General features: G+C 45.4%; 19 protein-coding genes. 12 read left to right on the top strand and 7 right to left on the bottom strand.

The window, feature by feature from the left end:
• Positions 1-95: 95 nt before the first annotated feature.
• Together KYS23_RS12765 and KYS23_RS12760 are read right to left on the bottom strand one after the other, a co-directional pair.
• Entirely contained in the window at positions 96-872 is a 777-nt protein-coding gene (locus KYS23_RS12765) for a fimbrial biogenesis chaperone (protein ID WP_159533818.1), read from the bottom strand.
• Between the two features lie 63 nt (positions 873-935).
• On the bottom strand, positions 936-1445 hold the full coding sequence (locus KYS23_RS12760) for a hypothetical protein (RefSeq protein ID WP_159533816.1): 510 nt from the start codon (positions 1443-1445) through the stop codon (positions 936-938).
• Between the two features lie 466 nt (positions 1446-1911).
• Between KYS23_RS12760 and KYS23_RS12755 the strand changes: the two genes are divergently transcribed.
• A complete protein-coding gene (locus KYS23_RS12755) occupies positions 1912-2856 on the top strand; it encodes a cation diffusion facilitator family transporter (protein ID WP_159533814.1) in 945 nt (314 codons plus the stop codon).
• Positions 2857-2881: 25 nt separating this feature from the next.
• On the opposite strand, the gene KYS23_RS12750 is transcribed toward KYS23_RS12755, so the two are convergent.
• The 3 genes from KYS23_RS12750 to KYS23_RS12740 form a co-directional block, all read right to left on the bottom strand.
• Positions 2882-4606, bottom strand: a complete 1725-nt coding sequence (locus KYS23_RS12750) for a solute:sodium symporter family transporter (protein WP_218396827.1) — start codon at positions 4604-4606, stop codon at positions 2882-2884.
• Positions 4607-4622: 16 nt separating this feature from the next.
• Positions 4623-6725, bottom strand: coding sequence for a glycoside hydrolase family 31 protein (locus KYS23_RS12745; protein ID WP_218418955.1), 2103 nt, complete (start codon positions 6723-6725; stop codon positions 4623-4625).
• A gap of 162 nt (positions 6726-6887) precedes the next feature.
• Positions 6888-7649 (bottom strand): sulfite exporter TauE/SafE family protein, encoded by a 762-nt coding sequence (locus KYS23_RS12740; protein WP_159533808.1) that lies wholly within the window; start codon positions 7647-7649, stop codon positions 6888-6890.
• Positions 7650-7750: 101 nt separating this feature from the next.
• Here KYS23_RS12740 and KYS23_RS12735 point away from each other — a divergent pair, with 101 nt between their 5' ends.
• From KYS23_RS12735 to KYS23_RS12710, 6 genes are all read left to right on the top strand, one after another.
• Entirely contained in the window at positions 7751-8500 is a 750-nt protein-coding gene (locus KYS23_RS12735) for a GntR family transcriptional regulator (protein ID WP_159533806.1), read from the top strand.
• Positions 8501-8804: 304 nt separating this feature from the next.
• A complete protein-coding gene (locus KYS23_RS12730; RefSeq protein WP_218418953.1) occupies positions 8805-9767 on the top strand; it encodes an aldo/keto reductase in 963 nt (320 codons plus the stop codon).
• 9 nt (positions 9768-9776) lie between these two features.
• Positions 9777-10769: a TauD/TfdA family dioxygenase gene (locus KYS23_RS12725; RefSeq protein ID WP_218418951.1), complete on the top strand. Its 993-nt coding sequence runs from the start codon at positions 9777-9779 to the stop codon at positions 10767-10769.
• Positions 10770-10774: 5 nt separating this feature from the next.
• Positions 10775-11776, top strand: a complete 1002-nt coding sequence (locus KYS23_RS12720) for a YeiH family protein (RefSeq protein WP_218418942.1) — start codon at positions 10775-10777, stop codon at positions 11774-11776.
• A gap of 63 nt (positions 11777-11839) precedes the next feature.
• The gene (locus KYS23_RS12715; protein ID WP_218418941.1) at positions 11840-13219 is read left to right on the top strand and encodes a sulfite oxidase; all 1380 of its coding nucleotides are present in this window, start codon (positions 11840-11842) and stop codon (positions 13217-13219) included.
• A 3-nt stretch (positions 13220-13222) separates the two neighbouring features.
• Positions 13223-13588, top strand: coding sequence for a hypothetical protein (locus tag KYS23_RS12710; RefSeq protein WP_218418940.1), 366 nt, complete (start codon positions 13223-13225; stop codon positions 13586-13588).
• A 171-nt stretch (positions 13589-13759) separates the two neighbouring features.
• Here the strand turns inward: KYS23_RS12710 and KYS23_RS12705 are convergent, their stop codons facing one another.
• Positions 13760-16333, bottom strand: a complete 2574-nt coding sequence (locus KYS23_RS12705) for a glycoside hydrolase family 3 protein (protein ID WP_218418938.1) — start codon at positions 16331-16333, stop codon at positions 13760-13762.
• Between the two features lie 14 nt (positions 16334-16347).
• A complete protein-coding gene (locus KYS23_RS12700) occupies positions 16348-17592 on the bottom strand; it encodes a sugar MFS transporter (RefSeq protein WP_159533793.1) in 1245 nt (414 codons plus the stop codon).
• 338 nt (positions 17593-17930) lie between these two features.
• On the opposite strand from KYS23_RS12700, the gene KYS23_RS12695 reads away from it, so the two are divergent.
• The 5 genes from KYS23_RS12695 to KYS23_RS12675 all read left to right on the top strand — a co-directional run bounded on the left by KYS23_RS12695 (position 17931) and on the right by KYS23_RS12675 (position 24370).
• A complete protein-coding gene (locus tag KYS23_RS12695) occupies positions 17931-19874 on the top strand; it encodes a TonB-dependent receptor plug domain-containing protein (protein ID WP_218418936.1) in 1944 nt (647 codons plus the stop codon).
• A gap of 176 nt (positions 19875-20050) precedes the next feature.
• On the top strand, positions 20051-21205 hold the full coding sequence (locus KYS23_RS12690; RefSeq protein WP_159533789.1) for an HmuY family protein: 1155 nt from the start codon (positions 20051-20053) through the stop codon (positions 21203-21205).
• A 3-nt stretch (positions 21206-21208) separates the two neighbouring features.
• On the top strand, positions 21209-22315 hold the full coding sequence (locus tag KYS23_RS12685; protein ID WP_218396807.1) for a heme/hemin ABC transporter substrate-binding protein: 1107 nt from the start codon (positions 21209-21211) through the stop codon (positions 22313-22315).
• A gap of 98 nt (positions 22316-22413) precedes the next feature.
• Positions 22414-23565, top strand: coding sequence for a FecCD family ABC transporter permease (locus tag KYS23_RS12680; RefSeq protein WP_159534738.1), 1152 nt, complete (start codon positions 22414-22416; stop codon positions 23563-23565).
• Positions 23552-24370: an ATP-binding cassette domain-containing protein gene (locus KYS23_RS12675; RefSeq protein ID WP_218418925.1), complete on the top strand. Its 819-nt coding sequence runs from the start codon at positions 23552-23554 to the stop codon at positions 24368-24370. The genes KYS23_RS12680 and KYS23_RS12675 overlap by 14 nt, the downstream gene beginning before the upstream one ends.
• Positions 24371-24377: the final 7 nt, after the last annotated feature.

Genomic DNA, 24377 nt, shown 5'->3' with positions numbered 1-24377 from the left:
GGAAGAAATGGGAGGGCAGGGTTCCGCCCATGAGACGAATACCGTAAGACACAAGAAGATGAAGGATAGTATCCTCATGACACGTTAGCGGGCTGCTATTTTATGACGTGATCAATAGATAGCGCTATATCACCACCGAATTTATCAATTTCAGTAAACCGAATAACAACAGGCCCTTTTTTTACGTTCTGCAGGGGAATTAGCACTTTTCGACGTTCAAGAGGGCGATACACAGCTACGTTGTTCAGTACACCGATTTCTTCGCCTTTAGCATCTTCTATGATGAAGTTTCCAAATAACGAACGGTTGCCCGAACGTTTAAGCCACACTTGTACGTGTGGTTTCCCGTTATAAATAATGGTGGATGGATTCACCATTGAAGCCTCAGCAGTAATGCGTCCATGACGCACTATAATCGGAATGTTGTATGCAAGTTTGCTGGCAAGGTTTACATTCCCGTTCGTACTAGGTGCTATTTCTGTTATTAAGCGAAGGTTAGCGCGGTACTCACCATCTGCAAGTCCAGCTGGCTTTCGCAAAGCGAAGCGTAGTGCTTGACGTTCTCCGGGTAGAATATTGCCGCGTTTTGGAGAGTACCTAATAAAGGATGATGCAGTGAGTGGGTCTTCTGTTACGGCGTAGACTAATCCCTCTTCAGTCATCGCATTAATAGATAGCTCTGCTCGGTAAGACATTTGCGTTGAGCTTGTGTTACGAATCTGGATAGAGTCTGAACGGGATTTTGAGTCAAAATAAATGCGAAATTTAGATAGCGAAACATCTGCATTAGCGACATTGGAAACAAATAGAGCAACAGAGATAATAAGAAAAGTAGAAAGGCGAATAGGTGTTAACAGCCGTATCAGTATCATATTTACTTTTGATTTCGAATATAGAAAAGAATAGGCGAACGCAGTTCGCTCGCCTCAAAACGATTACTGGAACGTAACGTCAACTATGTAGTTTGCAGTATAAGAGTCACCTGGCGTTAACGCCGAATCAACCGTCATATCACCATATACATCGATAGTAAGATCAGTACCTGATGCGTCTGTAGTAACCGCAGTCAAAGTGCCATCTGCGATATTATCGTGTGTTGCCGCAGCGGCGTTGATATCGTAGTTAGCTTCAAAAGTAACATTGGTGCCAGATGCACCTGTCACTGTTACATTCACAGGAACATTTGAAGCTAAGCCTGAAACGGTAATTAGACCAATAGCAATGTTTGCATTAGAAACATCGCAATCGCCTGATACTGTGCCCGCATTATCCATAGTACACACAGAACCTACAGTCGGTTGCATTGCACCGAAGTGAAGCGTAGCCGTCTCTGCAATAGTGGCATCGGACATTGCGTCTACATTCGCCTGAAATGTTTCACTTGCTGCTAATGTTGACGCAGAAATAGTAGAAAGTAGCGCTATTGTCATTATTCTTTTTTTCATTTTATTTCCTCTCATACCTTTAGTCGGGGCTGTCTAACGAATTATTTTACAATTGTTCTAAAATCAGTGAGTTGCTTGGAAGTTATTATTCGAACTCAATTGACAGCGAAAATATATAACCACAGTATTTACGCTTTTAAAAGACGTTAAACCTTATGCTTACTTATTGAATTTAATAACTATTCTAGAGAAGAAAAAAAACAAGTATTCAAGGTGTTGATTATAGTTAAGTTTTTTTTAATTCACTTTTTAAAGTTATACTTTTGTATACAGGCATAATTTTTTAAATTTTCAACTTTTTTTATAAGAAATATTTTTTTATGTAGGCTAGAAGAGCGTTTTTATCATTTTATTGCGCCATTGAACTGATTTTGAACCGCATGTTTTTTTACAAGCATCGTGTTTTCAAGGAAGCGGTTTATAATTTCAGTATGAAGTGGGCATGCTATTTAAGGAGCGACAGATCATGCACCATCATTCTCACGATCATGAACATAGTCACGCAGAAACCGACAGTGGCCGCATAGGTTGGGCATTCTGGTTAAACTTCTGCTTTACCATTATTGAATTTATCGGCGGTTGGCTTACCAATAGTGTCGCTATTATGGCTGATGCGGTTCACGATTTGGGCGATACTCTATCTATTGGCCTTGCGTGGTACTTAAGTAAGCTTGGTCATAAAGCGGCCACCGACAAATATTCTTATGGGTTCAAGCGATTGAGCCTACTGGGCGCCATGATTAATGGACTCATTCTTGTCGCAGGTTCGGTGTGGATATTATCTGAGGCTATCCCTCGCCTAGCAAACCCAGAAATGCCGATGACAGAGGGTATGATTGGCCTAGCGATAATGGGCATTGTCGTAAATGGATTTGCTGCCTATAAACTAAGTGGAGGCCATTCAATGAATGAGAAGGTGCTTAATTGGCACCTTATCGAAGACACTATGGGGTGGGTGGCTGTACTTGTTGTGGCTATCGTTTTACATTTTGTAGAATGGCCTATTCTCGACCCAATCCTATCTATTCTATTTACCCTATTTATCTTATTCAACGTGCTGAGATATGTGGTGCAAACCATGAAGTTGTTTTTGCAGGGGTCGCCAGATGATAACCAAAAGCAGGCTATTTCTGACGTATTGCTAAGCATAGAACATGTTGAAGAATTGCATCATGTTCACTTTTGGTCTCTTGATGGCGAGCAGCATGTGCTAACGGCGCATGTGGTGATTAATTGCAGTATCGATAACCCAAAAATTCTGTCTCTAAAGCAAGAGGTGTCACATCGATTAGCCCCGTTTAATTTGGCACATACCACCATTGAATTTGAATTGCCTGGTGAGCCTTGTCGCGATGACACAGACAATTTGCACGTTCATCCACACCATCATGAACATGTTCATCTTAAATAAAAAAGGCGGCCAAGGCCGCCTGATTTTATGATTGATGCGCTAAGCGCTTTAACCCTAATTCATATCTGGTACGCCACCATTTAAGGCTTATACCGATGGCTACGAAGCATGTGCTCCAAAGACCAATCAATGAAGGGATAAAGGCGTTACTGATACCGCCCACAAAACCCACAGGTGAGAACATCAGGTACAAAGTTACAATTAAGCCAACCAATACAATTGCGCAAGGTATAGCGTAGCGCCACGGTGTCATATCCACTTCCGCTTTAGGCACAAAACGCCATGGTTTTGCCATAGGGTAGAAATGGCCAATTGCCAACATAATACCTAGCTCGATAGCAAACAAAATGGCATAGATATGGATGAAATTAATCTCAACTTGCCATACAAACTTCAGTAACCCGTAAGCAATAACATGAAAAATAATAGCGACTTTTGCCGCAAGAGCGGGCACGTTTTTGGTAAATAAACCGACCAATACGATAGTAATAACCGGAATATTATAAAAGCCTGTGAAGATACGAATAATCTGCCATAACCCTTCAGGTGCCAGCATTAGTAAAGGCGCAGTAACGAAAGACATCACCGCAATCACTAAGCTGGTAATTTTGGCTACGCGGATAAGCTGAGAATCAGTGACGTTATCTTTCTTAAACGGCTTATACACGTCTAGACAAAACAGTGTGGCGGCACTATTTAATAGTGAGTTAAATGAACTAAATACGGCACCTAACAACACGGCTAAGAAAAAACCAGACAAGTATTGTGGTAGTACTTCTTTCACTAAGTGAGGGTAAGCGAGGTCGATGGTTTGAAGATTTTCGTTTTGGTACAAGTGATAAGCAATCACCCCAGGTAACATCATCATAAAGGGTACGAGAACTTTAAAGTAGCCGGAAAACAACACGCCCTTTTGCCCTTCAATTAAGTTCTTAGCACCAAGTGTGCGTTGAATCACATATTGGTTGGTACCCCAGTAAAACAGATTCGCCAATATCATACCGGTAAAAATAGTCCCAAAGGGCACGGGATCATCCGCCCCGCCTATGGCGTTAAGCTTTTCAGTTTCGGTTGTCGCAATAGTGGTTAGGCCGGCCGCGAAGCTGCCATCACCCAATGCAATTAAGCCTAAAATTGGCACCAATAACCCAACAATAAGAAGGCCTACACCGTTAATGGTATCTGACACTGCCACCGCTTTTAAGCCACCAAATATGGCGTACAAGGCACCGATACTGCCTACCATTATAATGGTGACAATAAGACTGGCTTCATAACTTAAATTCAATAACCCAGGCACATCAAACAACCGAAGAACGGCAATAGAGCCTGAATAGAGCACAGAAGGAATAGTAATTAAGGTGTAACCCACCATAAATAACACCACGGTCATTCTTCTTACGTTATCGTCAAAACGGTCACGTAAAAACTCAGGTAGGGTGGAGAAAGCGCCCGCTAAGTATCGGGGCAAGAATATCAGCGCCATAATAATGGTGGATATACCTGCGGTAACCTCCCATGCCATCGCGCTTAAATTGTACCCGAAAGCAGAGCCGTTAAGCCCAATAAGCTGCTCTGCCGACAGGTTGGTCAGGATCATCGAGCCTGCAATGAAGGTGCCGGTTAACCCCCTACCGGCTAAAAAATAGCCGTCTTGTGTATTCACTTCGCCTTTCGTTTTTATGTACGAAATAATGGCGACCACGGCCATAAAGGCCATACAGGTCAGTAAGGTAAGCGTCACATTCATGCTAATACTCCGACGACTACTGCGGCCACATAGTGGTAGCAGACATATCCATTTCGGTATGCTCTACCTCAGGGCCTAGAATCACTTGTTCACCTTTGCGAACAAATACCGCTAGCTCATTTAAACTTAAAATTTGCTCGTAGTACTTGCCGCCTTGGTAGGTGTCTTCGTCTATTGGTGAAGTGCTATCGGCATTAAAACGAACCCAATCACCTTCTGGTAAATAGAACTTCACTTTTCCACCAGGCACAATACAAGGCACCACTAACAAACTTTCACCGCACATGAATTGTTGTTCAAACTGACGGGCAAGTGGGTCGTTAGGGAACGCAAGCGCCATAGAACGCTGTACAGGCAAGCCGGTTTCACTGGCTTGTTGTGTGGCTTTTTCTAAATAGGGCAGTAAGCGATAACGAAGTTTTAACGCACTAAAAACAGCATCAGACGCTGCTTCGCCATATGACCAAGGTTCGCGAGGGCCAATACCATGCAGGCGCATATGGGCAGAGAATACAGATGCCTGTGCCCAACGAACGTATAATTCAGCGTCACGAGTATCTTTATAGAAACCGCCGATGTCGGTGGCAAAGAAGGGACCACCTGACATGCCCCACGATAAGCTACCGCGAATACTAGCGGCTAGTCCATGCCAGTCGGCTTGAGGATCGCCGCCCCACTGGGCAGGAAAACGCTGGCTGCCTGTCCATGCTGAACGACTGAACAAAAATGGTCCGGTTTTACAGTATTTCTCAGCCGCCTCGTAAACACAGCGGTTATACAGCATGCTGTATACGTTATGCAGTCGGTCGCCAGAATCGCCGCTGTAAGAGAGCATGTTGTCATCTTCTAACTGCTCACCAAAGTCGGCTTTAATCATATCAACACCCAATTCGAACAAGGGCTTGTGTGATTCTTTCCAAAATTCGTACGCATCTGGGTGGGTAAAATCTAAAATACCTGAATCGGGTAGTGGGGTAAGTACTTCACCGAAGGGGCTTAAATCCCATTCGTAGCGATAAGCTTCACCTGTGCGTTTGTCTTTAATTAACCAGCCTTTTTCTGCGGCCTTTGCATACAGTGGGTTTTTCACTGAAATCATGGGGTATTCCCATACGCAAATCTTAAAGTCCATTGCTTTTAGTTCATCAATAACCGGCTTAGGATCGGCATAGCGAGTTGGGTCCCATTCAAATGCAAAACGCGTATCGGTATCTTGCCACGCGCGGCCATCTAGGGTAATGACATCGCAAGGCATGTTCTTTTCACGCACTTCGCGGGCCACGGCTAATAGCTCTTCTGAATCTTTGTAGTAGGCCTTAGAAAGAATAACCCCTAGGCTCCACTTTGGTGGAACAGGGGCGAACCCTGTGAGGCTGCTGTAAGTATGAATACTTTGCGCTGGGCTATCACAATGATACAAGAACATATCTAGCAAGGTGTCTTCGACCACGCAAACGTACGCGCGCTGCGACCATGGCGCATAGCCCACACCATGAGTCACAGGCGTTGGCGTGTGAACAAAAAGGTTCCAGCCTTCAGAGCTCCATGCGTAAGGGGTATTTTTATAAGACTTTTCAGTGTTTACGCCAAGTGCATCATGATTATATGAACGAACCAACTGGCCGCGTTTATCTAGCTTGCCCCATTTTTCACCTAAGCCGTATATGGATTCATCGTCGCCAAGTTCTAAGCAAACCATCCAGCCCGCATCGGTTTTCGCGAAAGGCGGTAGGCGATGTTGGCGAACAAAGTGACCGTCGGTAGCCGATTCTTGTACTACCTTATCGTTTCGATAAAGTTTGAAATGAAGCGGAGCAGAAAAAAGCGCTAAACGATATTCACCGGCATTAATGGTGCAGTGCTTATCGTCTCCAGAAAACACGAGTTGCTGAGCATCCGGTGTGGCAACCAGCATGCCATAGTCAAAGCCATCAACTAGGGTCGCATTTTCACCGCACGACTGAATACGTAAGCCGAATTGGCTGATAGAAAATAGTAAACTACCATATTGGGTAGGCACCGCTAGGTGGTGATCGTCTACTAGATAAGGGCTAGCGGTAATATCCGCCGCTTTTATGCTGTTCCAGTCAGGTTCGGTTACCGAAAATGCATTGCTCATATCACTTCACTCTTAATGTCTTATATAAGACATAAGTTAATGAAATGTAACTTGGCTGTCAACGAGCAATTACAGTTTTCAGTGCAAATTATTACAAGTGGGCGTGATATGAGAAGCGGTGAATGGCGTTATTACTATCAGTAGCGGCTTCCCAACCAGTACTTAGCTGAATACGTGGGGCACGTTTTGAAGAATCAAGGTTAGCCCACTAAGCGCTAATGTACTAATGGCCAGTAATCTTACCACGCTAGGCTCAATCCGCGCAGCTAGCAGCCTACCAAGGCGTGTAAATACCAATATCAAGGGGATAGCAAAGAGGGTAGATATAACCGTAGTATGATCGGGCAGTGTACCAAACGGCACCATGGCTAAACGGATAAGCGCGGTAACACTGAAGATTGCAAGCAGGGTGTATCGCACTTCGTGCACAGACCAATTTTGGCGATAACACTGAAATACAACGGGTGGACCAAAAGTAGAAAACAGCCCACCTAATATGCCGCCCAATGCACCAGACACCAAAAATCCCCAGCCTTTGCCTGAGGCGGCAGATTGGCTTCTTTTCACAATAAGTAGCAAACAGCAGGTTAATATTGCCAGCCCAAGCAGAATATTTAACCAAACCGACAATCCAGCGGACAGATATTCAAGCAGAGCATAGCCTACTGCGATAAAAGGTATGCCGCCAATCAACACAAGCGTGAAGGCTTTGCGGTGGATAAGGTGAACATTCTTCAAGACAATACTGGTTGAATTAACTAACCCTAAAACGCTAATTAAAAAAGTGGTCGCCGTAAGGGGAAGTAAATTAAACAAGGTGAAACTAGATACCACCATCAACCCAAAGCCAAACCCGCTTAAGGTTTGCAGTACAGTAGCAAAGCCCAATAGAATGAACATAGGTACTAGGGTTTCAAGTAACATTTTGCATCTACACCTGTAGTTGTATGTGATTTACATCAAAAATGCGCTATAACTCTTGTGTATGATATAACAACAAAAATTAAGCATTAGGTTAGGGTTTCATGTCTTCATCTCAGTTCGACCACAAATTAAGTGGTCCCAGTCTTGCGTTCCAACCGCTCTATCAGCAAGTTGCCGAGTATATCAAGCAGCTCATTGTGGAACGTCGGTGGCAGCCTGGTGAAATGTTGCCAAGCGAGTTTCGACTGGCTGATGAATTTAATGTTAGCCAAGGCACGGTTCGTAAAGCGTTAACCTTGCTTACCGACACTAAAATTGTAACACGCCGTCAAGGTGTAGGTACTTTCGTTTCCGAGCATACTGCACAAGATGCCCTGTTTCGATTTTTCCCGCTGCAAGCTGATGGCAAGGGTGCAGACCTACCTAAAGCCGAGTTGCTTGGCATGGAATTAATATCCCCAGATAAAAGCGTACAAGCCGCGTTAAAGCTATCGGGCAAAGAGCGAGTGACAAAACTTGAACGTCGACGCATTTTAGATAACGAATTTTGTATGTTGGAAACGATTTTCCTACCTGCTAAATATTTTGCCGGCATGCACGAACGCAAAGATATTCCTCATACTTTGTACCATTTCTATCAAACCGATTTTAATCAAACCGTGTTTAAAACCCGAGACGGTATTAAAGCAGTACTCGCGTCAGATAACGATGCCAAGCTTCTACAAATAAAGGCCGGCGAGCCGCTGTTACTGGTAACACGGGTGACAGAATCTATAGACGGCAAACTGATTGAATATCGTGAAAGCAAATGTAGAAGCGATCATTATCATTACCAAGTAGAACTTGATTAAAGCAGGCCGCAGGCCTAGCCACCCCTATACTCGCTTAACGCATGGCAGTGTGAAATCGCTATGCTCTTGTTAACGCTGTTCCCGCCAAAGCTCTACTCTTTAATACTAGCCCTTTAACGCTAGGGCTTGGGCACATCGTTATTCGATAACGTCACTTCGCAATAAGCAAAAAGATAACGTCGAGAGTATCAAAAAGTAAGTGCCTCATTAATTTTGTTAACACTTTGTTGACATGGCATTCCTCCTATAATAACTTATATCTTATACAAGACTAAAGTCTTTTCTATTAAACAGGATTAAAGATATGAACGCGTTGGAAAAAATCCCTGAAGTCGGGTTTGGCTTCTGGAAAGTCGATACGGCTATCTGTGCTGATACTGCGTACGAAGCGATTAAAGCGGGCTATCGACACTTAGACTGCGCTTCTGATTATGGCAACGAGAAAGAAGTGGGCGAAGGTATTCAGCGTGCTATTAACAATGGCCTTTGTACCCGTGAAGAGCTTTGGATCACGTCTAAACTGTGGAATACCTTTCACGCGCCAGAGCATGTGCCGCTAGCACTTGAAAAAACATTGAGCGATTTACAACTCGACTATCTCGATTTGTATCTGATTCATTTCCCTATAGCGCAAAAATTTGTGCCGATAGAAACCCGCTATCCACCTGAGTGGTTTTACGATACCACGCAAGACAACCCAACAATGGAGTTGGCGCCTGTTCCACTTTATAAAACATGGGAAGCCATGGAAGGTTTGGTAGATAGCAAGAAAGTAAGCCGTATTGGTGTGTGTAATTACAATACTGGGCTACTTCACGACCTAATGGGCTATGCCCGTATCAAGCCTGCCATGTTGCAAATTGAGTCACACCCTTACCTAACACAAGAACGATTGATTCGTTTAGCGAAAGACTACGACATGAACGTTACTGCGTTCTCGCCACTTGGTGCACTGTCTTATCTTGAGCTAGAAATGGCGGATAAAACGGAGTCGGTACTAGAGCAAGACGTCGTGAAAAAAGCAGCTACGGCTCATGGAAGAACACCTGCACAAGTGGTACTTCGCTGGGGCGTACAACGTGGCAATGCCATTGTCCCTAAAACGTCGAAGCCTGAAAGAATGCGTGAGAACTTAGCGTTGTTTGATTTTGAACTTACCGACGAAGAAATGCAGGCTATTTGTGCGCTTAACATGAATCGACGTTTTAACGATCCGGGGCACTTCTGTGAAGCAGCCTTTAATCGTTTCCACCCTATTTACGACTAGGAGAGTACTATGAGCAACGCAATCGAATATGCCAATGTGCCAACCCAACACCGCTATAACGGTCAAGTCTTCCCGCAAATTGTGGTGAATAACGATGGCTGTAAAACCGTTGAAGAAACGGTGATGTTTATTCAACAAAATCAGGCTGAGCTAGAAGCACAACTCGCCATATCGGGGGCGTTGTTGTTTAGAGGGTTTCCTTTAAACTCTGCGGAAACCTTTGATATTTTTTCAGCCGGTTTTGGTTATGCAAACTTCACCTACAAAGAGTCGCTATCTAATGCAGTTCGCATTAATTTCACAGAACGGGTTTTTACTGCAAACGAAGCGCCTAAAGATGTAGAAATTTTCTTACATCACGAAATGGCACAAACGCCAATTTCACCTAGCAAAGTATTCTTTTACTGCCAGTCAGCAGCCGACGAGGGTGGTGCGACACCCTTATGCCGTTCAGATAAATTGTTTGAAGCATTAAAGGCTGAAAACCCAACGCTTGCTAGCGATTTTGCTGAAAAAGGCTTGAAGTACACTACCACCATGCCTGCTGCCGATGATGCTAATTCTGGTCAAGGCCGCAGCTGGAAAAGCACGTTAAGTGTAGAAAGTACAGCAGAAGGCGAAGCCAAATTAAAAGAGCTCGGCTACAGCTGGGAATGGTTGGAAGATGGTAGCTTACGCGCCGTTACTCCTGTGTTACCCGCGGTTATTGATTTAGGCGATGGTTCACATTCATTTTATAACCAATTAATCGCGGCTTACATGGGGTGGAAAGGTGTGCGTGAAAATCCATCTTCAGCCATCACCTTTGGCGATGGCTCTGCTATTCCAAAAGAAGGGTTAGAGCGAATTGCTGAACTATCGCAGCAGTTTACTTTCGACCTCGAGTGGCAAGATGGGGATGTTGCCTTGGTTGATAACTATCGTGCTATGCATGGCCGCCGCCCCTTCTCTGGTGAAAGAAAGCGCCAAGTGTTAGTGGCACTTGTGGCCGCTGAGCGTTAATTGTTATGACCGAGTTTGCCGCAAAGTGTAAATCGATTTGGCCTGGTTTTGGTATTGCTACAATAACCGGTATGGCAGCGCTTTTTTTAAGTGAGCATTATGGCGCGCCCGCCATGTTGTTCGCGCTGCTACTGGGTATGGCAATCTCATTTTTGTATCAGGCCGATGGGGTGTGCAAGTGCGGCATTGATTTTACTGCCAGTACGCTATTGCGTGCAGGCGTGGTGTTGCTGGGGTTGCGTATTGCTTTGGGCGACTTAGTCGTTCTTGGCTGGCAAACCGCAGCCATGCTAGCCTTTGCGATTTTCTCAACCATAGTGTTGGGTGTGGTAATGGCAAAAAGTGTAGGTATGCAAAAGCGCTTCGGTGCACTCACCGGTGGCTCGGTAGCTATTTGCGGTGCGTCTGCGGCATTAGCGATTTCTACTATTCTGCCTGCTGGGAAAAACCACGAGCGAGATACCTTGCTTACGGTGATTGGCGTAACGGCCATGTCTACTATTGCCATGATTGTTTACCCTATTATCGCTGGGCAATTGGGTATGAACGATATCGAAGCGGGTATTTTTCTAGGTGGCACGATTCACGATGTGGCGCAAGTAGTAGGCGCCGGTTATTCGGTGTCTGAAGACGCGGGCGATATGGCTACGTTAACTAAATTAGTCCGCGTTGCCATGTTGTTACCCGTTGTTATGATCATGATGGTGATAGTAAAACGTGCGCACAGTAGCGTGCAGGATTTAGATGGCGAGATGCCTAAGCTACCCGTGTTCTTAGTGGGATTTGTGGCACTTATGCTATTAAATAGTTTTGTTACCCTACCTGAAGTGGTTATCGATTCAGGTTCACAGATATCACGATTTTTCCTTGTGGTATCAATCACTGCCATTGGTATGAAATCAAACTTAGGTAAGCTGGCTGAAGTGGGCATGTTACCTATAGTACTTATCGTGACGGAAACCCTGTGGATAGCTTTACTCATTTTAGGGTACCTGTTTTTGAGCTAGTTCTTGAGTTAGCTTTTTTAAGTTAGTTTTTCGTCAAAAATGCACTCGTAAAGGAGGCAATGCGTGCCTATCTCAAACAAATCTAAGCAGGGTGTGAGCACGCATTCTGAATCATCAGACCAACAGCCTTCAGTAAACAAAACCGGTATACATGCCCTTTACGCCGAAAATCCTATCGCCGCCGACGAACAGGTATTTGGGCGTAAAACCGATGGCCTTACACGCCGTGGTTTTCTATCAGGATTTAAAACCCTCTCATTGTTACTAGGCGCAGAAATTGTTTATGGCCGGTTTATGCCAGCAGGGCTTATTCCCGCTGCATTAGCACAAACAGAAACGCCTTTTAGCATTGAAGGCAAAGATGGGTTAGTGGTGCTAAACGACAGACCGATTAACGCCGAAACACCCGCGCATTTACTTGACGATAAGATTACGCCAGCGTCGAAATTATTTGTGCGAAACAACGGGATTGTACCTGAAATAACGCCTAAAGATTTTGATGAAAATGCGTGGACACTCACTATTGAAGGGGAGTCGGCAGCAACATCACGCACTTTCACATTAAGTGAGCTTAAAGCCAATTTTAAACACTACACCTATCAATTAACGCTTGAGTGCGGTGGTAATGGTAGAGCTGAATTTTCGCCTGCGGCCAGCGGAAATCAATGGACTACCGGCGCGGTAGGCTGCCCGTCATGGACGGGAGTACGTTTAAAAGACGTACTTAACGCAGTAGGTATCAAAGATGATGCTGTCTACATCGGTTATTACGGTGAAGACTTACATTTGAGTCGAACGCCGGGCAAAGCAGCGATCTCTCGTGGCGTACCTATTAGCAAAGCGCTAGAAGATGAATCGTTAATTGCTTTTGAAATGAATGGCGAACCGTTACCGCTAATGAACGGCTTCCCTATGCGGTTAATGTTTGGCGGCTGGCCTGCTTCTACGTCGGGAAAGTGGTTGTCGAAAATTGTTATTCGCGATCGTGTACACGATGGCGCGAAAATGGGCGGTAATGCATATCGCATTCCCTGCAAGCCCGTTGCCCCGGGGACGAGCGTCCCAGAAGACGAAATGTGCATTATTGAAGCTATGCCGGTGAAATCCTTAATTACCCATCCTAAGTCAGGTGCCGAGCACAGCAAAGGTAAAGCATTGGCAGTGCGTGGGCATGCATGGAGCGGCGAAGCCGAGATAGCCAAGGTTTTTACTTCCATTGATTTTGGACAAACTTGGCAGCAAAGCGCGTTGTCGAAACCCGTTAATCGCCACGCGTGGCAACATTTCAACGCCGATATAAGTTTTAAACAAGCCGGGTATTACGAAATTTGGGCGCGAGCTGAAGATGCAAATGGCCGGTCTCAGCCAATGGTACTGCCTGGTTGGAACCCTAAAGGCTACCTAAACAATGCGTGTCATCGCGTTGCAGTGAAGGTGGTGTAGCCAATGAGCAGGCTGACAAACCGTTTAATGCTATCAGTGCTTACATCCGTCTTAAGCATAGCACCTGTGCTAGGCCAAGCTAACGAACATAAGTTGAACCCTGCGACAGGACTTATTGATACCACGGGGCATAACATGGTGGCTGCACATTGTACGGCCTGTCATTCCGCTAAGCTTATTTCGCAAAATAAAATGAGCCGTGAACGTTGGCTTGATACCATTCGCTGGATGCAAAGCACACAAAAGTTATGGCCCTTAGGTGATGCTGAACCTGTCATTTTAGATTATCTAACTACGTGGTATGGACCTAAAACACAGAGTCGCCGTGCACCCATTCCGGCCCATTTAATGCCGAAAGAATCTGACTAGTTTTATCGCAATTAAAAGCTAAAACACCTAGATGACAAACATAAAAAACGGGAGCCTAGGCTCCCGTTTTTAATATTTATATTGCAAGTGCTAACTTAAGGCTAGCTTAGGGCTAACTTAAGCCAAGATAGGCCAAGATAAGCACTAGCCCGTTAGCCCTGCAATCATGCACTATGGGCACGCAATGTCTGACACTGCCGCATCATCGCTAGATGCATTCGCTTCCAAACGTACATTGGACACCAATAGTGACGCCGAGGTGTGAGCGTTAAGCGCAAATGGTGAGAAAAGCTCAGCAAATGACGCGCCTGCTTCTACGAAACAGCGTGAAGGAATAACAACCGTTTGCCATTCGTTTGAATTCGCCGCGAAGCTATTTAACGGCAAAGACACACCGCAATCACTGCTACTACAACCAATAGAAACACTAAGGTTATCTCGGCCTTCTGCTAATTTCACATCTAGAACAAGCGCAGATTCATCTTCACTGTAATCACGCATATCTTCAGGGAAGGGCGAATAGAAGCCTACAGTCGCTTGGTCAGTAAACGTTAGCGATAGGCTATCTTCTTGCACCATGCGGTCAGTGGTACGCACGCTTGCGCCTTCAGATTCCACCGTATTGCTTGCTACCGTAGTATCACCCGAGGCGTCTTTAATCATTAGCTGCCAAGGCTTTTGTGTAGAAAGTACGTAAATATCATGAGCAGGTAACGGTGCGTTTGCATCAACGCCAGTCGACTCAGACAGCGGCGCTTCGATAGGATCAGACTCGCCGAATGCTAAACCATAACCGTAAGCAAATTGTGCAGTATTGCCGTCATCTTTATTCACAATTTGGGTCGGCGTTGCTGGCCATGAGAATGACAATTTACCGTGCATAGGATAGTTAATTTCACCGTTTTGCTTGGTGAATAATACATCGGCAACACCTTGGCCTTCAGAGCCAGGTAACCAGGCTACTACAAATGCATCACTGGCGTTAATTTCTGGGTTTACCCACAGTGGACGGCCGGTAATGAAAACAGACACAACAGGAATACCTTGGGCTTGGAAAGATTTCAACAGCGCAAGATCTGACTTGTCGCCACGTTGATATTCAACATTTGAAATATCGCCATTGCCTTCAGCATAAGGATTTTCACCAAATACGATAATCGCCACATCAGGTTTTGCTTTTGAAGCGGTTTCAATCACACCTGCTTCAAACGCTGTTCCTTCAAATAGCGTAGCGGTTCCGCCGGCTTCGCTAACCGCTTGCTCAATACCCTCAAAAATAGAGGTTGCACCTGGGAAGTCGCTGTTCTGATTACCCGTGCCTTGCCACGTTATAGTCCAGCCGCCTGATTGCTTACCTATATTATGGGCAGCATCACCAGCCACAACCACGTTCATATTTGGCGCTAGGGGCAGCAAGTTATCTTGGTTTTTAAGCATCACTAGCGACTTTCGAACCGCTGCACGAGCAATATCGCGATGTGCTTGTGCACCAATAATTTCGCTATTACCCGACAACGCACGGTTAGCCGGAGAGGGTTGCTCAAACAGACCCATGCGCACTTTAACCCGCAATACGCGGCGTACCGCATCGTCTAAACGAGACTGTGGAATAATGCCTGATTTAACCTGTGCAATGGTGTTTTCGTACAAAGGTTTCCAAGCACTGGTAGGCACCATAAAGACATCAAGCCCTGCATTCATAGCTTGTGGGCAGCTTTCGTTAGTACAGCCTTCAATTTGACCGTGACCATTCCAATCACCGACTACAAAACCGTCAAAGCCCATCTTGTCTTTAAGTACATCGGTTAGCAGGTATTTGCTGCCGTGAATTTTCTTGCCATGCCAGCTGTTGAATGAGGCCATTACCGACTGTGAGCCAGCATTTAAGCCTTCAACGTAGCCTTGTGCGTGAATGCGAAATAAGGTTTCTTCGTCGGCAATGTTGTTACCTTGATCGTCGCCACCTTGTGTTCCGCCATCACCAATAAAGTGCTTTACCGTTGAGATAACATGGTTATCGTCAATGCTGCCACTGGCAATATCGCCTTGCATGCCAGATACAATAGCCTTGGCATAAGCGCCTACAATGGCAGGGTCTTCTGAATAGCTTTCATAAGTTCTACCCCAACGATCATCACGGGCTACCGCAACAGTTGGCGCGAATATCCAATCAATGCCAGTTGCACGTACTTCTTTGGCAGTCGCTTCGGCAATTTGAGTGATAATGGCAGGGTCGTTCATCGCACCCAAACCAATATTATGTGGAAACAAGGTAGCGCCAATGACATTGTTGTGACCATGTACTGCATCGGTTCCCCACATAGTAGGAATGGTGCTTCCGTCAATAGAGTCGTCTATTGATGCTTGATACATGGCATCCGCAATGGCAATCCAATCTTGAGGTGTAGCGTGCTTATCATTATTGGGAAATGCACCACCGCCATTTAAGTACGAACCAAACCCGTAGGTACGCATGTCTTCTAGAGTCACATCGCGAATTTCAGGCTGTATAGTTTGCGCCACTTTTTGCTCAAGGGTCATGGTGGCTAAAATAGCGTTTACTTTTTCTTCTACCGCTTCGCTGTTTTCTGTACTAAAAGTAATTTCAGGCCAAAAGTCGGGGACTGATTTTTGTGATGCTTGCTCAATCAGCTCAGTTTTCGGCGTGCTAGCCTCGTCTGTCGCTGGCTGACAACCTGCCATAACCAATGCTGCGGCAATTAATGAATATGAACTTAGTTTCATAGCAAATCCCTTGTTTATTTGTGGCTAGCAGCCAAGTTAACGGTAGCACCACGAAGCCCGTAATAAGCAATATATAAATAGCAAATAACCGGCAATAAGAAAGAAAGTTGTACACCCGCGTTGTCAGCAATAACACCTTGTAGTAGTGGCACAATAGCGCCGCCCACTATGGCTAAACACAACATGCCAGAGGCTTGTGCGGTTTTTTGGCCTAGCCCTTTAAGTGCAAGACTGAAAATGGTGGGGAACATAATAGAGTTGCAAAGACCTACTGCTAAAATTGACCACATGGCGATATTGCCGCTGCTGCATACTGACACAACAATGAGTGTACATGAGGCAAATGAATTAACGGCGAGTAGTTTACCCGCGGCCACTTTTTGCATTACCGCAGCACCAATGAAACGCCCTACCATAGCGCCACCCCAATAATAGGCTATGTACTTAGATGCTTGGCTTTCGCTCATGCCTTTAATGCTTTCTAGTCCAAAGTAGTTGACTAAAAAGCTGCCAATCGCAACTTCAGCGCCTACGTATAAAAACAAACCTAGCGCACCCAATGACAGGTGGCGATGTTTTAATAAACCGGTATCTGTCGTGGTAGCGACATCCATTTCACTATGCGTGGGTGAGGGAAGCTTCACTTTAACCATAACTACAGCCATGGCCACTAATACAGCGGCCAATGTTAAATAGGGAAGGACTACCGCATTTGCATCTACTGCTGCGTTTTCCATTCCTTCATGGGCACCAAATAATACGATGCCACCAATAATTGGCGCGACTGTAGTACCCAACGAGTTAAACCCTTGGGTCATGGTGAGTCGACTAGAAGCGGTATCTGGGTTACCCATAATGGTTACCAAGGGGTTTGCAGCCACTTGCAAAATAGTGATACCTGAAGCCAATACAAACAATGCCCCTAAGAACATCCAATACTGAGTGAAAAGCGCAGAAGGAATAAACAAGACACAGCCCACTGCAGCAGTGATTAACCCCACACCAATGCCTTTTTGATACCCAGTCGCACTCACTAACTTTCCGGCTGGAATAGAAATAAGAAAGTAGGCGCCAAAGAAGCACGATTGCACCAGCATAGCTTGTGTATAAGAGAGCGAAAATAAGGCTTTCAAATGGGGTATTAGAATGTCATTAAGTGCGGTAATAAAACCCCACATGAAAAATAACGATGTTAGCGTAGCTAGCGCAAGTTGACTGGTGGTTGTCGACCCGGCCGTGGTTTTTATTGTTTGATTCATAGGTAACGCCCTGAACTCACTTATTAGTAGACGGAATTTCGTGTTCGCATTTGGCTTATTGGTTACTTTGCGTTAACGAATTAGTTCGGTATTTGTTAACACTTTGTTGGTCAGTATAGGGTGCGAAAATGAAAATGCAAGCGCTTACATTGTTTGATTGTATGCGTTTACATTTTTAGTTAAATATTACAAATACCTGCTGTCTTTTCCCACTTTTTTAACAGTTTGACATCGTAACGTTTAGATTATTTTCCATTAGCGCTTGCTTTTTTTGTTCAAACAAATAAGATCAAATGCAAATTGTTATCATTTGCATTATCAGGTAAGAGCTGAATTAAATGACTTATTTTTATACGGTTACCTTGTTGTTAACGGGCTCGCTATTGCCATCACTTGCATTAGCTGACGTAGAGGCGCCGGTTGAACACGTAGTCGTTACGGGAACACGTACACCCAAGCTTTTAGGTGCATCACCGGTAAAAATCGATGTGGTAGATAAAGCGGAAATTTCCAGGCTTAGCAAGGGAACGCTAAGGCAAGTGTTAGAAGTTATGCCCGGTGTGGTAGTTCGGCGCAGCCAAAAAGACGGCTACAACGTACAGCTGAATGGGTTTAACGGCGACCATGTCTTGGTGTTAATTAACGGACAGCCAGTTATTTCTCCTACAGGCTCTTCGGTCGATTTAGATCAAATTAGCGTTGCCAACATTCGACAGATTGAAATTGTACGCGGCGCAGCATCGGTTCTTTATGGTAGTTCGGCCATGGGAGGCGTTATTAATATTATTACTGATGTGCCAGAAGGCGCACAGTTATCCGCCGACTATGAACTTTCTCACTACAGTGATGATGGGCTCGACGGCGATACCCTAGGGCATACGGCTAAGGTTAGTGCGGCTAAAGCGATAAAGCACTGGCAGCTAGGATTGACCGCACAGCATATTACGAACCCCGGCTTCGATTATGACCCAGAATCCGTGTCTCAGGATGGTGGTGCGGTGGATAAATCCTTTGTGCAGTTTTCCTTATCAACAGGTATCAGAGACCTTGATTTTAGTTACAAAGGCCAATGGCTGGATGAACAGAAAGACAAACCTCAGTCCTCTATTCCAGGGCAAGTCAGCATTATCAGCTATGTGTCTAGCGTTACCCAGTGGCAGCACGATGTAAAATTTGCTCAACAGCAGAATTGGCATATTAATGGGCGCTATTTGTCTCACGATGAACAAAGCGGAAACACCAACGGCCTGCGCCAAACCGATATTCAATTAGCAGAAATTGAAGCGCAGAAAATTCTATCTTTGGGCGATGTTGAGTGGGTAGGGGGATTGGTAGCCCATGCTGATAACTTAGATCAGCAAAATGTGGCAACGGGAACGGTAGAAGTTGACGACGTTAGCCGAGAAAGTACCGAAGCCTACTTGCAAGCCAATTGGCAGCAAAACGACACCCAAGCATTGCTGGGCCTTCGAGTACAAAATGATTCTGATTTTGGTTGGCATACGGCGGCAAAGCTTAGTGGTAGTCAAAGCTGGAAACTTGATGAAACCACATTCCAAGTGCGTGGCGGTGGTGGTACTAGTTATCGAGTACCTAATTTAAAAGAACGTTACTACGTGTTCGATCACAGTAACTTAGGCTACATGGTTTTGGGCAATGAAGACCTTGTGCCGGAAACTGCGCTAAGTGCCAATGTAGGGGTGAATGCGCGATTAGCATCTAAACAAAGTCGCTGGTGGTATCAGGCCGATATCGATTTTCACTACACAGAAGCAGAAGACTTTATTACCACCGCGGTAGATGTGGAAGCGTCGCAAGAAGCAGGTCTTGATATTTCTATGTACGAAAACCTTGATGAAGCCACGCTTTATGGTGCTGATTTGAGCGTAAGCGCGCAAAACGATAACTGGCAGTGGCAACTTAATTATAGCTACTTGCATGCCGTAGATGGTGATTCTGAGCGTTTGCCTGAACGACCCACTCATCTAGTGAAAGCCTCAGTGACCTATCAATTTGAAAAAAGTGATACCAGCGTTCAACTGTATGGCGTGCATGAAAACGACGTCTCTCCAACTTCTGGTTACACCATTACCGTGAAAGACAGCTACACCACCTTAAATGCCGTGGTTCAGCACGACTTTTCTCGCCATTGGCAAACCCGTTTGGGGGTTGAAAACCTTACCGATGAACATCGCTCACCAGATTCACTCGCGGTGGGGGCTTTTGATGCTCGGCCTATTTCAGCTCGCCGAGTTTATTTGGGCGTGAGTTACCAATACTAACCCTCTGGAAAGATCCAGTACTTAAAAACAAAAAACTTAAAAATAGAGAACTTAGGAACCAATATCTAAAGACAGAAAAAGCCAGCAATAAGAAACAATAACAGAATTAGATCATAGCGCCGTTTACTCAATTAATCCCAACGGCTAAACACACAATATAGAAAAGGAAAGAACACATGAATAAAAAATACTTAGCATTATTACTTGCTGTGTCTCTGGGGCTTGTGGCCTGTGGTGGCTCTGATAGTAGCGATCCAATCGTTGAAACGCCTGACCAAAGCGGTGAAGACAGTGACGAGGAAGCAGATGACAGCTCGGGTGATGAAGGTGAAAGCAGCAATGAAGTGGCCACAATTTACGGGCCATATAGCACAGGCAGTACATCTGAACCTGTTGCTGTTTATTTTGATTTAGATACACAAACCCAAGTGACCCTGACTGAAGAAGAAGCCGCAAGCGACACCACCTGGGATATAGGCTTTAAACGCACTTCGGTATTTTTAAACACAGCACAAGAGACGCCGGTAAGCGTCTACTTTACTGCCAACAACAGTGATTTCTACGACGAAAATGGCGCAGCTGTGGCAGATTTATTTCTAAATGCGACCGCTGATAGCGAACTTGATGATTATTTAGCGGTGACAACGAGCGACGTGCCAGATGCAGAGGCATTTTCTACTGATGCTGAGTCTGCCGTTATTGGCGATACCTTTTATAATTATGACACCACAACCCATGTAGTAAGCGCGGCTAGCGATATCTACTACGTAGTGTCATCCGATGAAAACTACACCAAATTCCATGTGACTGACATTGTGACTGAAGGGCGCGGTATTGGTGAAATCACATTGGGCGTCATGCATCAAAGTGTACTCGATGGACAAACTACGTTTGCTGAAGAAGTGTCGCTAAGTGTTAATGCAGTAGGCTGTACTGCGCCTATTTACATCGATTTCGATGTGCAGCAAGAGGTGACTGAAACCGATGCATGGGATATCACTATCCCTTGCGCTGATGAAGCGGGTGAATTTACCCTGTCTATTGCCGACGATGCTACTGTACTTCGTACCGATGCTGACACCTATGCCGGAATAGATACCGAAGCCGCTGCATTTTATGGTTTCAGTGCTGAAACCGTTAGTGACTATGCGTTTACGGCTAACAACTGGTACTACTACGACAGCACAAGTCACTTACTGTATTCCCAGTTTGGGGTATACCTTATTCAAGCGGGCGACAGCGTATTTAAATTCCAAATAACTAGCTACTACGATGAAGACGGTACATCAGGCGCATACAGTTTCCGCGCCGATCCCGTTACCGAGGAATAAGTAATGGCGAAAACCAAATTGCCCAGCTTATTCAGCACGAGAAAAATGCTATATGTACTAAGCGTAATGAGTGTATTTTGGTGTTTAAGTAGTGGCAGCGTTCATGCTGCCACTACGTTCTCAGCACTCACAGCCTCCTCAGCACCTATGGCTCACAACCATCAGCAACCTGAAACGCCCCGAATTATTGCTGCAGGTGGCAGTGTAACGGAAATCATTTATGCGCTAGGGCGGGGTGATTGGGTGGTGGCGACAGACAGCACAAGTATGTTTCCCGCCGCGGCAACTGAGGTCCCAAAACTAGGCTATTTTCGCCAACTTAGTACCGAAGGTGTATTAGCTCAACAGCCTTCTTTGCTATTGGGGGCAAGTGCTACAGGCCCCGAACCCATGTTAGAGCAGGTGGCAAATGCAGGGGTTGATGTACACGTTTATCATGTCTCGAAAGACCTCGACGGCTTAAACAAGATGATTCTTGATATCGGTCACAGAGTATCGGCGGTGGAAAAAGCCAAGCAGCTTGTTACTGACTTACATCGTCAAGTGGACGCACAGCGAGTGCAATATTCTGAAGCAATAGCGTCTTACGGAAGTACAGATTATTCCAACACCATTAGTGCACTTTTCGTGGTTGCGAATAATGATAGAGGCATTACTGTGGCAGGGGCCGATACTGTGCCGCAAGCACTGTTTGATACCTTGGGTATGACCAATATTGCAAGCGATCTCAATGGCTACAAGTTAATGGATGCTGAGTCGGTACTCACCCGTAACCCTGATATTGTGTTTGCTGCAGGGCATATGCTGCATGGCGAGAGTGCGCTGAATTCTCTGTGTTCACACCATGCGATTGCCGCAACATTTGCAGGTCAACATTGTTTAGTCAAAGCAATGGATAGCAATATTGGGTTAGGACTGTCCCCCCGTTTTGCTATTGCGCTAAAAACGGTTGCTGAACATGGGTTACGTGCTTTATCTATAAAAGCGCCAAATACCGCAATTCAAGAGCAGGCTATTCAAGAGAGTATTGTTAAAAGACCTATTAAAGAAAGTACGGCCGTAGATAAAAGCACAAAGACAGAAACTCAGGGTATGGGAAGGTTCGAGTGACAGCGTCTACCTCAACCCACGACTCTGCCACTAGCTCACCGCTGGCAAAAGCGTCGCCGACAAAGCCCCGGGTGACAAATAACACGCTGTCAAAAAAGATGCAGAAACATAATGCATCAGCAGTCATAGTAAACCTACTTGTAACGAGGGCAAAGCGTAAACAACATGGTCTAGCACTCCTCGGTGCGATGTTGCTGTTAAGCGTTTACGTAGGCGTTGTGAGTGGTAGTTTATCGATTAACGTGGGCGAGCTTTTGTGGCACGAACTTTCTCAGCTAACTGGGCAGTTTTTCTCTCAAGGCGCGTTGATTGAAGAAAGCGGCGCTAATCGACAGGCAACGCCATTAGGCGTTTCAACAACATTTAATAGCACGCACTGGTATGTGCTTACTGAACTGCGACTACCACGGGTTATTATGACCCTATTTATTGGCGCGCTATTGGCAGTGTCAGGTTGTGCTATGCAGGGCTTGGTGAGAAACCCATTGGCGGATCCAGGTTTAATCGGTATTGCCGGCGGCGCGGCAGCGGCAGCAGCAGTCAGCATGGCTATCGTGCCACCACTTGTACCCGCGCTTGCCTCTGTTTGGGTGGCACTTTGGGCGTTTGGCGGGGCGTTATTGTCCGTGTGGACCGTGTTACGTTTTGCTAATAGTGCGCAAGGTGTATCGGTGGCTACGCTAATACTTGCTGGGGTAGCAATAAATGCGTTCACCGGCACCATTATTGGCGCCATTAGCTATGTGGCTAGCGACGATGCACTTCGCCAAATCACCTATTGGACAATGGGCAGTTTAGCAGGCGCTAGCTGGACAATATGCGCGCTGGTGGCGGCGGCCGGCGTTATCGCTATTACAGGCTTAATGGTGTCTCGAAATGCACTTAATTTATTAGCCTTAGGTGAAAACGAGGCGGCTTACATGGGGCTGAATGTAGCGCGTTATAAGCAAATTATACTGTGGTTGGTGGCATTTGCTGTCGCCCTAGCAACCGCTCTGTGCGGCATTATCGGGTTTGTGGGTTTAGTTGTGCCGCACATGTGTCGCACACTGTTTGGCGTTAATCACAATGTACTCATTCCTGCTTGTGCATTAATGGGGGCTCTGTTGTTGACGGTTGCCGATACGTTGTCTCGTACATTATTCACTCCAATGGAAATCCCTATAGGTATTGTCACATCCGCCATAGGAGCACCTTTTTTCTTGTATCTGTTATGGCAACAAAAAGGGGTATTTAATGGCTCGCTGTAACCAAACTGAATCACAGACGCATGAAACGCTACTCACCCTCATTAATGTCGATGTTATCAGGGGAAAACGACAGCTATTGTGCAACCTCAACCTTGTCTTTAATGCGGGTGAATTTATTGCCCTTGCGGGCGAAAACGGCTGCGGGAAATCATCCCTGCTTACTGTGATAGGCGGCTTAGCGCCACTTGAGAAAGGCGCGCTTTTGTTTAACGGTGAGCCCCTAAGTGAAATAGGTTTGCGAAATCTTGCAGACTATCGCGCAGTCATGGCGCAAAGTGCCTCAACTCCTTTTGGCTTTTTGGTCGATGAAATATTGCAGTTAGCGCGTCATCACATTGTTGAGTCACCTGAAAATCGACATCACATTATCGGCAAGATTGCTGAGCAGTTTGACATTACTCACTTGTTGTCACGAAATATTCAAACCTTGTCAGGGGGAGAGCGACAAAGGGTATTTTTAAGCAAAGCAATATTGCAGTTACTGCCAGTAAACCCACAGAGCAGCTTAGTGGGAAAGTTGTTGTTGCTTGATGAGCCTACCTCGGCACTAGACTTACGCCATCAAAAGTTGGTGATGCAGCAATTGGTCAGTCTCAGTAACCAGGGGCTATGCATAGTTTGTGTGAGTCACGATCTCAATTTAATTTCACCCTATTGCAGCAGAATGATTTTACTGGCTGAGCAGGGGTGTATAGCCGATGATAAGCCGGAAAATGTGCTAACGATAGACACATTAGCACGCTGCTATCACACCCAATTAAACGTTATTCGTAACCAAGAGCACGATGTGTTTGTTACGCATTAATTTGAAC

Origin of the sequence: Alteromonas lipotrueae (assembly GCF_019249255.1) — a bacterium.
In the GTDB taxonomy this organism is placed as follows: Bacteria; Pseudomonadota; Gammaproteobacteria; order Enterobacterales; family Alteromonadaceae; genus Alteromonas; species Alteromonas lipotrueae.
This window is presented reverse-complemented; position numbering and strand designations above follow the sequence as displayed.

What these genes read in the sequence shown, in the direction of transcription:
- KYS23_RS12720 (WP_218418942.1), top strand. Translation starts at nt 10,775, where the DNA reads ATGACCGAGTTTGCCGCAAAGTGTAAATCGATTTGGCCTGGTTTTGGT.
- KYS23_RS12680 (WP_159534738.1), top strand. Translation starts at nt 22,414, where the DNA reads ATGCAGAAACATAATGCATCAGCAGTCATAGTAAACCTACTTGTAACG.
- KYS23_RS12710 (WP_218418940.1), top strand. Translation starts at nt 13,223, where the DNA reads ATGAGCAGGCTGACAAACCGTTTAATGCTATCAGTGCTTACATCCGTC.
- KYS23_RS12760 (WP_159533816.1), bottom strand. Translation starts at nt 1,445, where the DNA reads ATGAAAAAAAGAATAATGACAATAGCGCTACTTTCTACTATTTCTGCG.
- KYS23_RS12675 (WP_218418925.1), top strand. Translation starts at nt 23,552, where the DNA reads ATGGCTCGCTGTAACCAAACTGAATCACAGACGCATGAAACGCTACTC.
- KYS23_RS12700 (WP_159533793.1), bottom strand. Translation starts at nt 17,592, where the DNA reads ATGAATCAAACAATAAAAACCACGGCCGGGTCGACAACCACCAGTCAA.
- KYS23_RS12725 (WP_218418951.1), top strand. Translation starts at nt 9,777, where the DNA reads ATGAGCAACGCAATCGAATATGCCAATGTGCCAACCCAACACCGCTAT.
- KYS23_RS12735 (WP_159533806.1), top strand. Translation starts at nt 7,751, where the DNA reads ATGTCTTCATCTCAGTTCGACCACAAATTAAGTGGTCCCAGTCTTGCG.
- KYS23_RS12685 (WP_218396807.1), top strand. Translation starts at nt 21,209, where the DNA reads ATGGCGAAAACCAAATTGCCCAGCTTATTCAGCACGAGAAAAATGCTA.
- KYS23_RS12740 (WP_159533808.1), bottom strand. Translation starts at nt 7,649, where the DNA reads ATGTTACTTGAAACCCTAGTACCTATGTTCATTCTATTGGGCTTTGCT.
- KYS23_RS12695 (WP_218418936.1), top strand. Translation starts at nt 17,931, where the DNA reads ATGACTTATTTTTATACGGTTACCTTGTTGTTAACGGGCTCGCTATTG.
- KYS23_RS12705 (WP_218418938.1), bottom strand. Translation starts at nt 16,333, where the DNA reads ATGAAACTAAGTTCATATTCATTAATTGCCGCAGCATTGGTTATGGCA.
- KYS23_RS12690 (WP_159533789.1), top strand. Translation starts at nt 20,051, where the DNA reads ATGAATAAAAAATACTTAGCATTATTACTTGCTGTGTCTCTGGGGCTT.
- KYS23_RS12765 (WP_159533818.1), bottom strand. Translation starts at nt 872, where the DNA reads ATGATACTGATACGGCTGTTAACACCTATTCGCCTTTCTACTTTTCTT.
- KYS23_RS12745 (WP_218418955.1), bottom strand. Translation starts at nt 6,725, where the DNA reads ATGAGCAATGCATTTTCGGTAACCGAACCTGACTGGAACAGCATAAAA.
- KYS23_RS12750 (WP_218396827.1), bottom strand. Translation starts at nt 4,606, where the DNA reads ATGAATGTGACGCTTACCTTACTGACCTGTATGGCCTTTATGGCCGTG.
- KYS23_RS12730 (WP_218418953.1), top strand. Translation starts at nt 8,805, where the DNA reads ATGAACGCGTTGGAAAAAATCCCTGAAGTCGGGTTTGGCTTCTGGAAA.
- KYS23_RS12755 (WP_159533814.1), top strand. Translation starts at nt 1,912, where the DNA reads ATGCACCATCATTCTCACGATCATGAACATAGTCACGCAGAAACCGAC.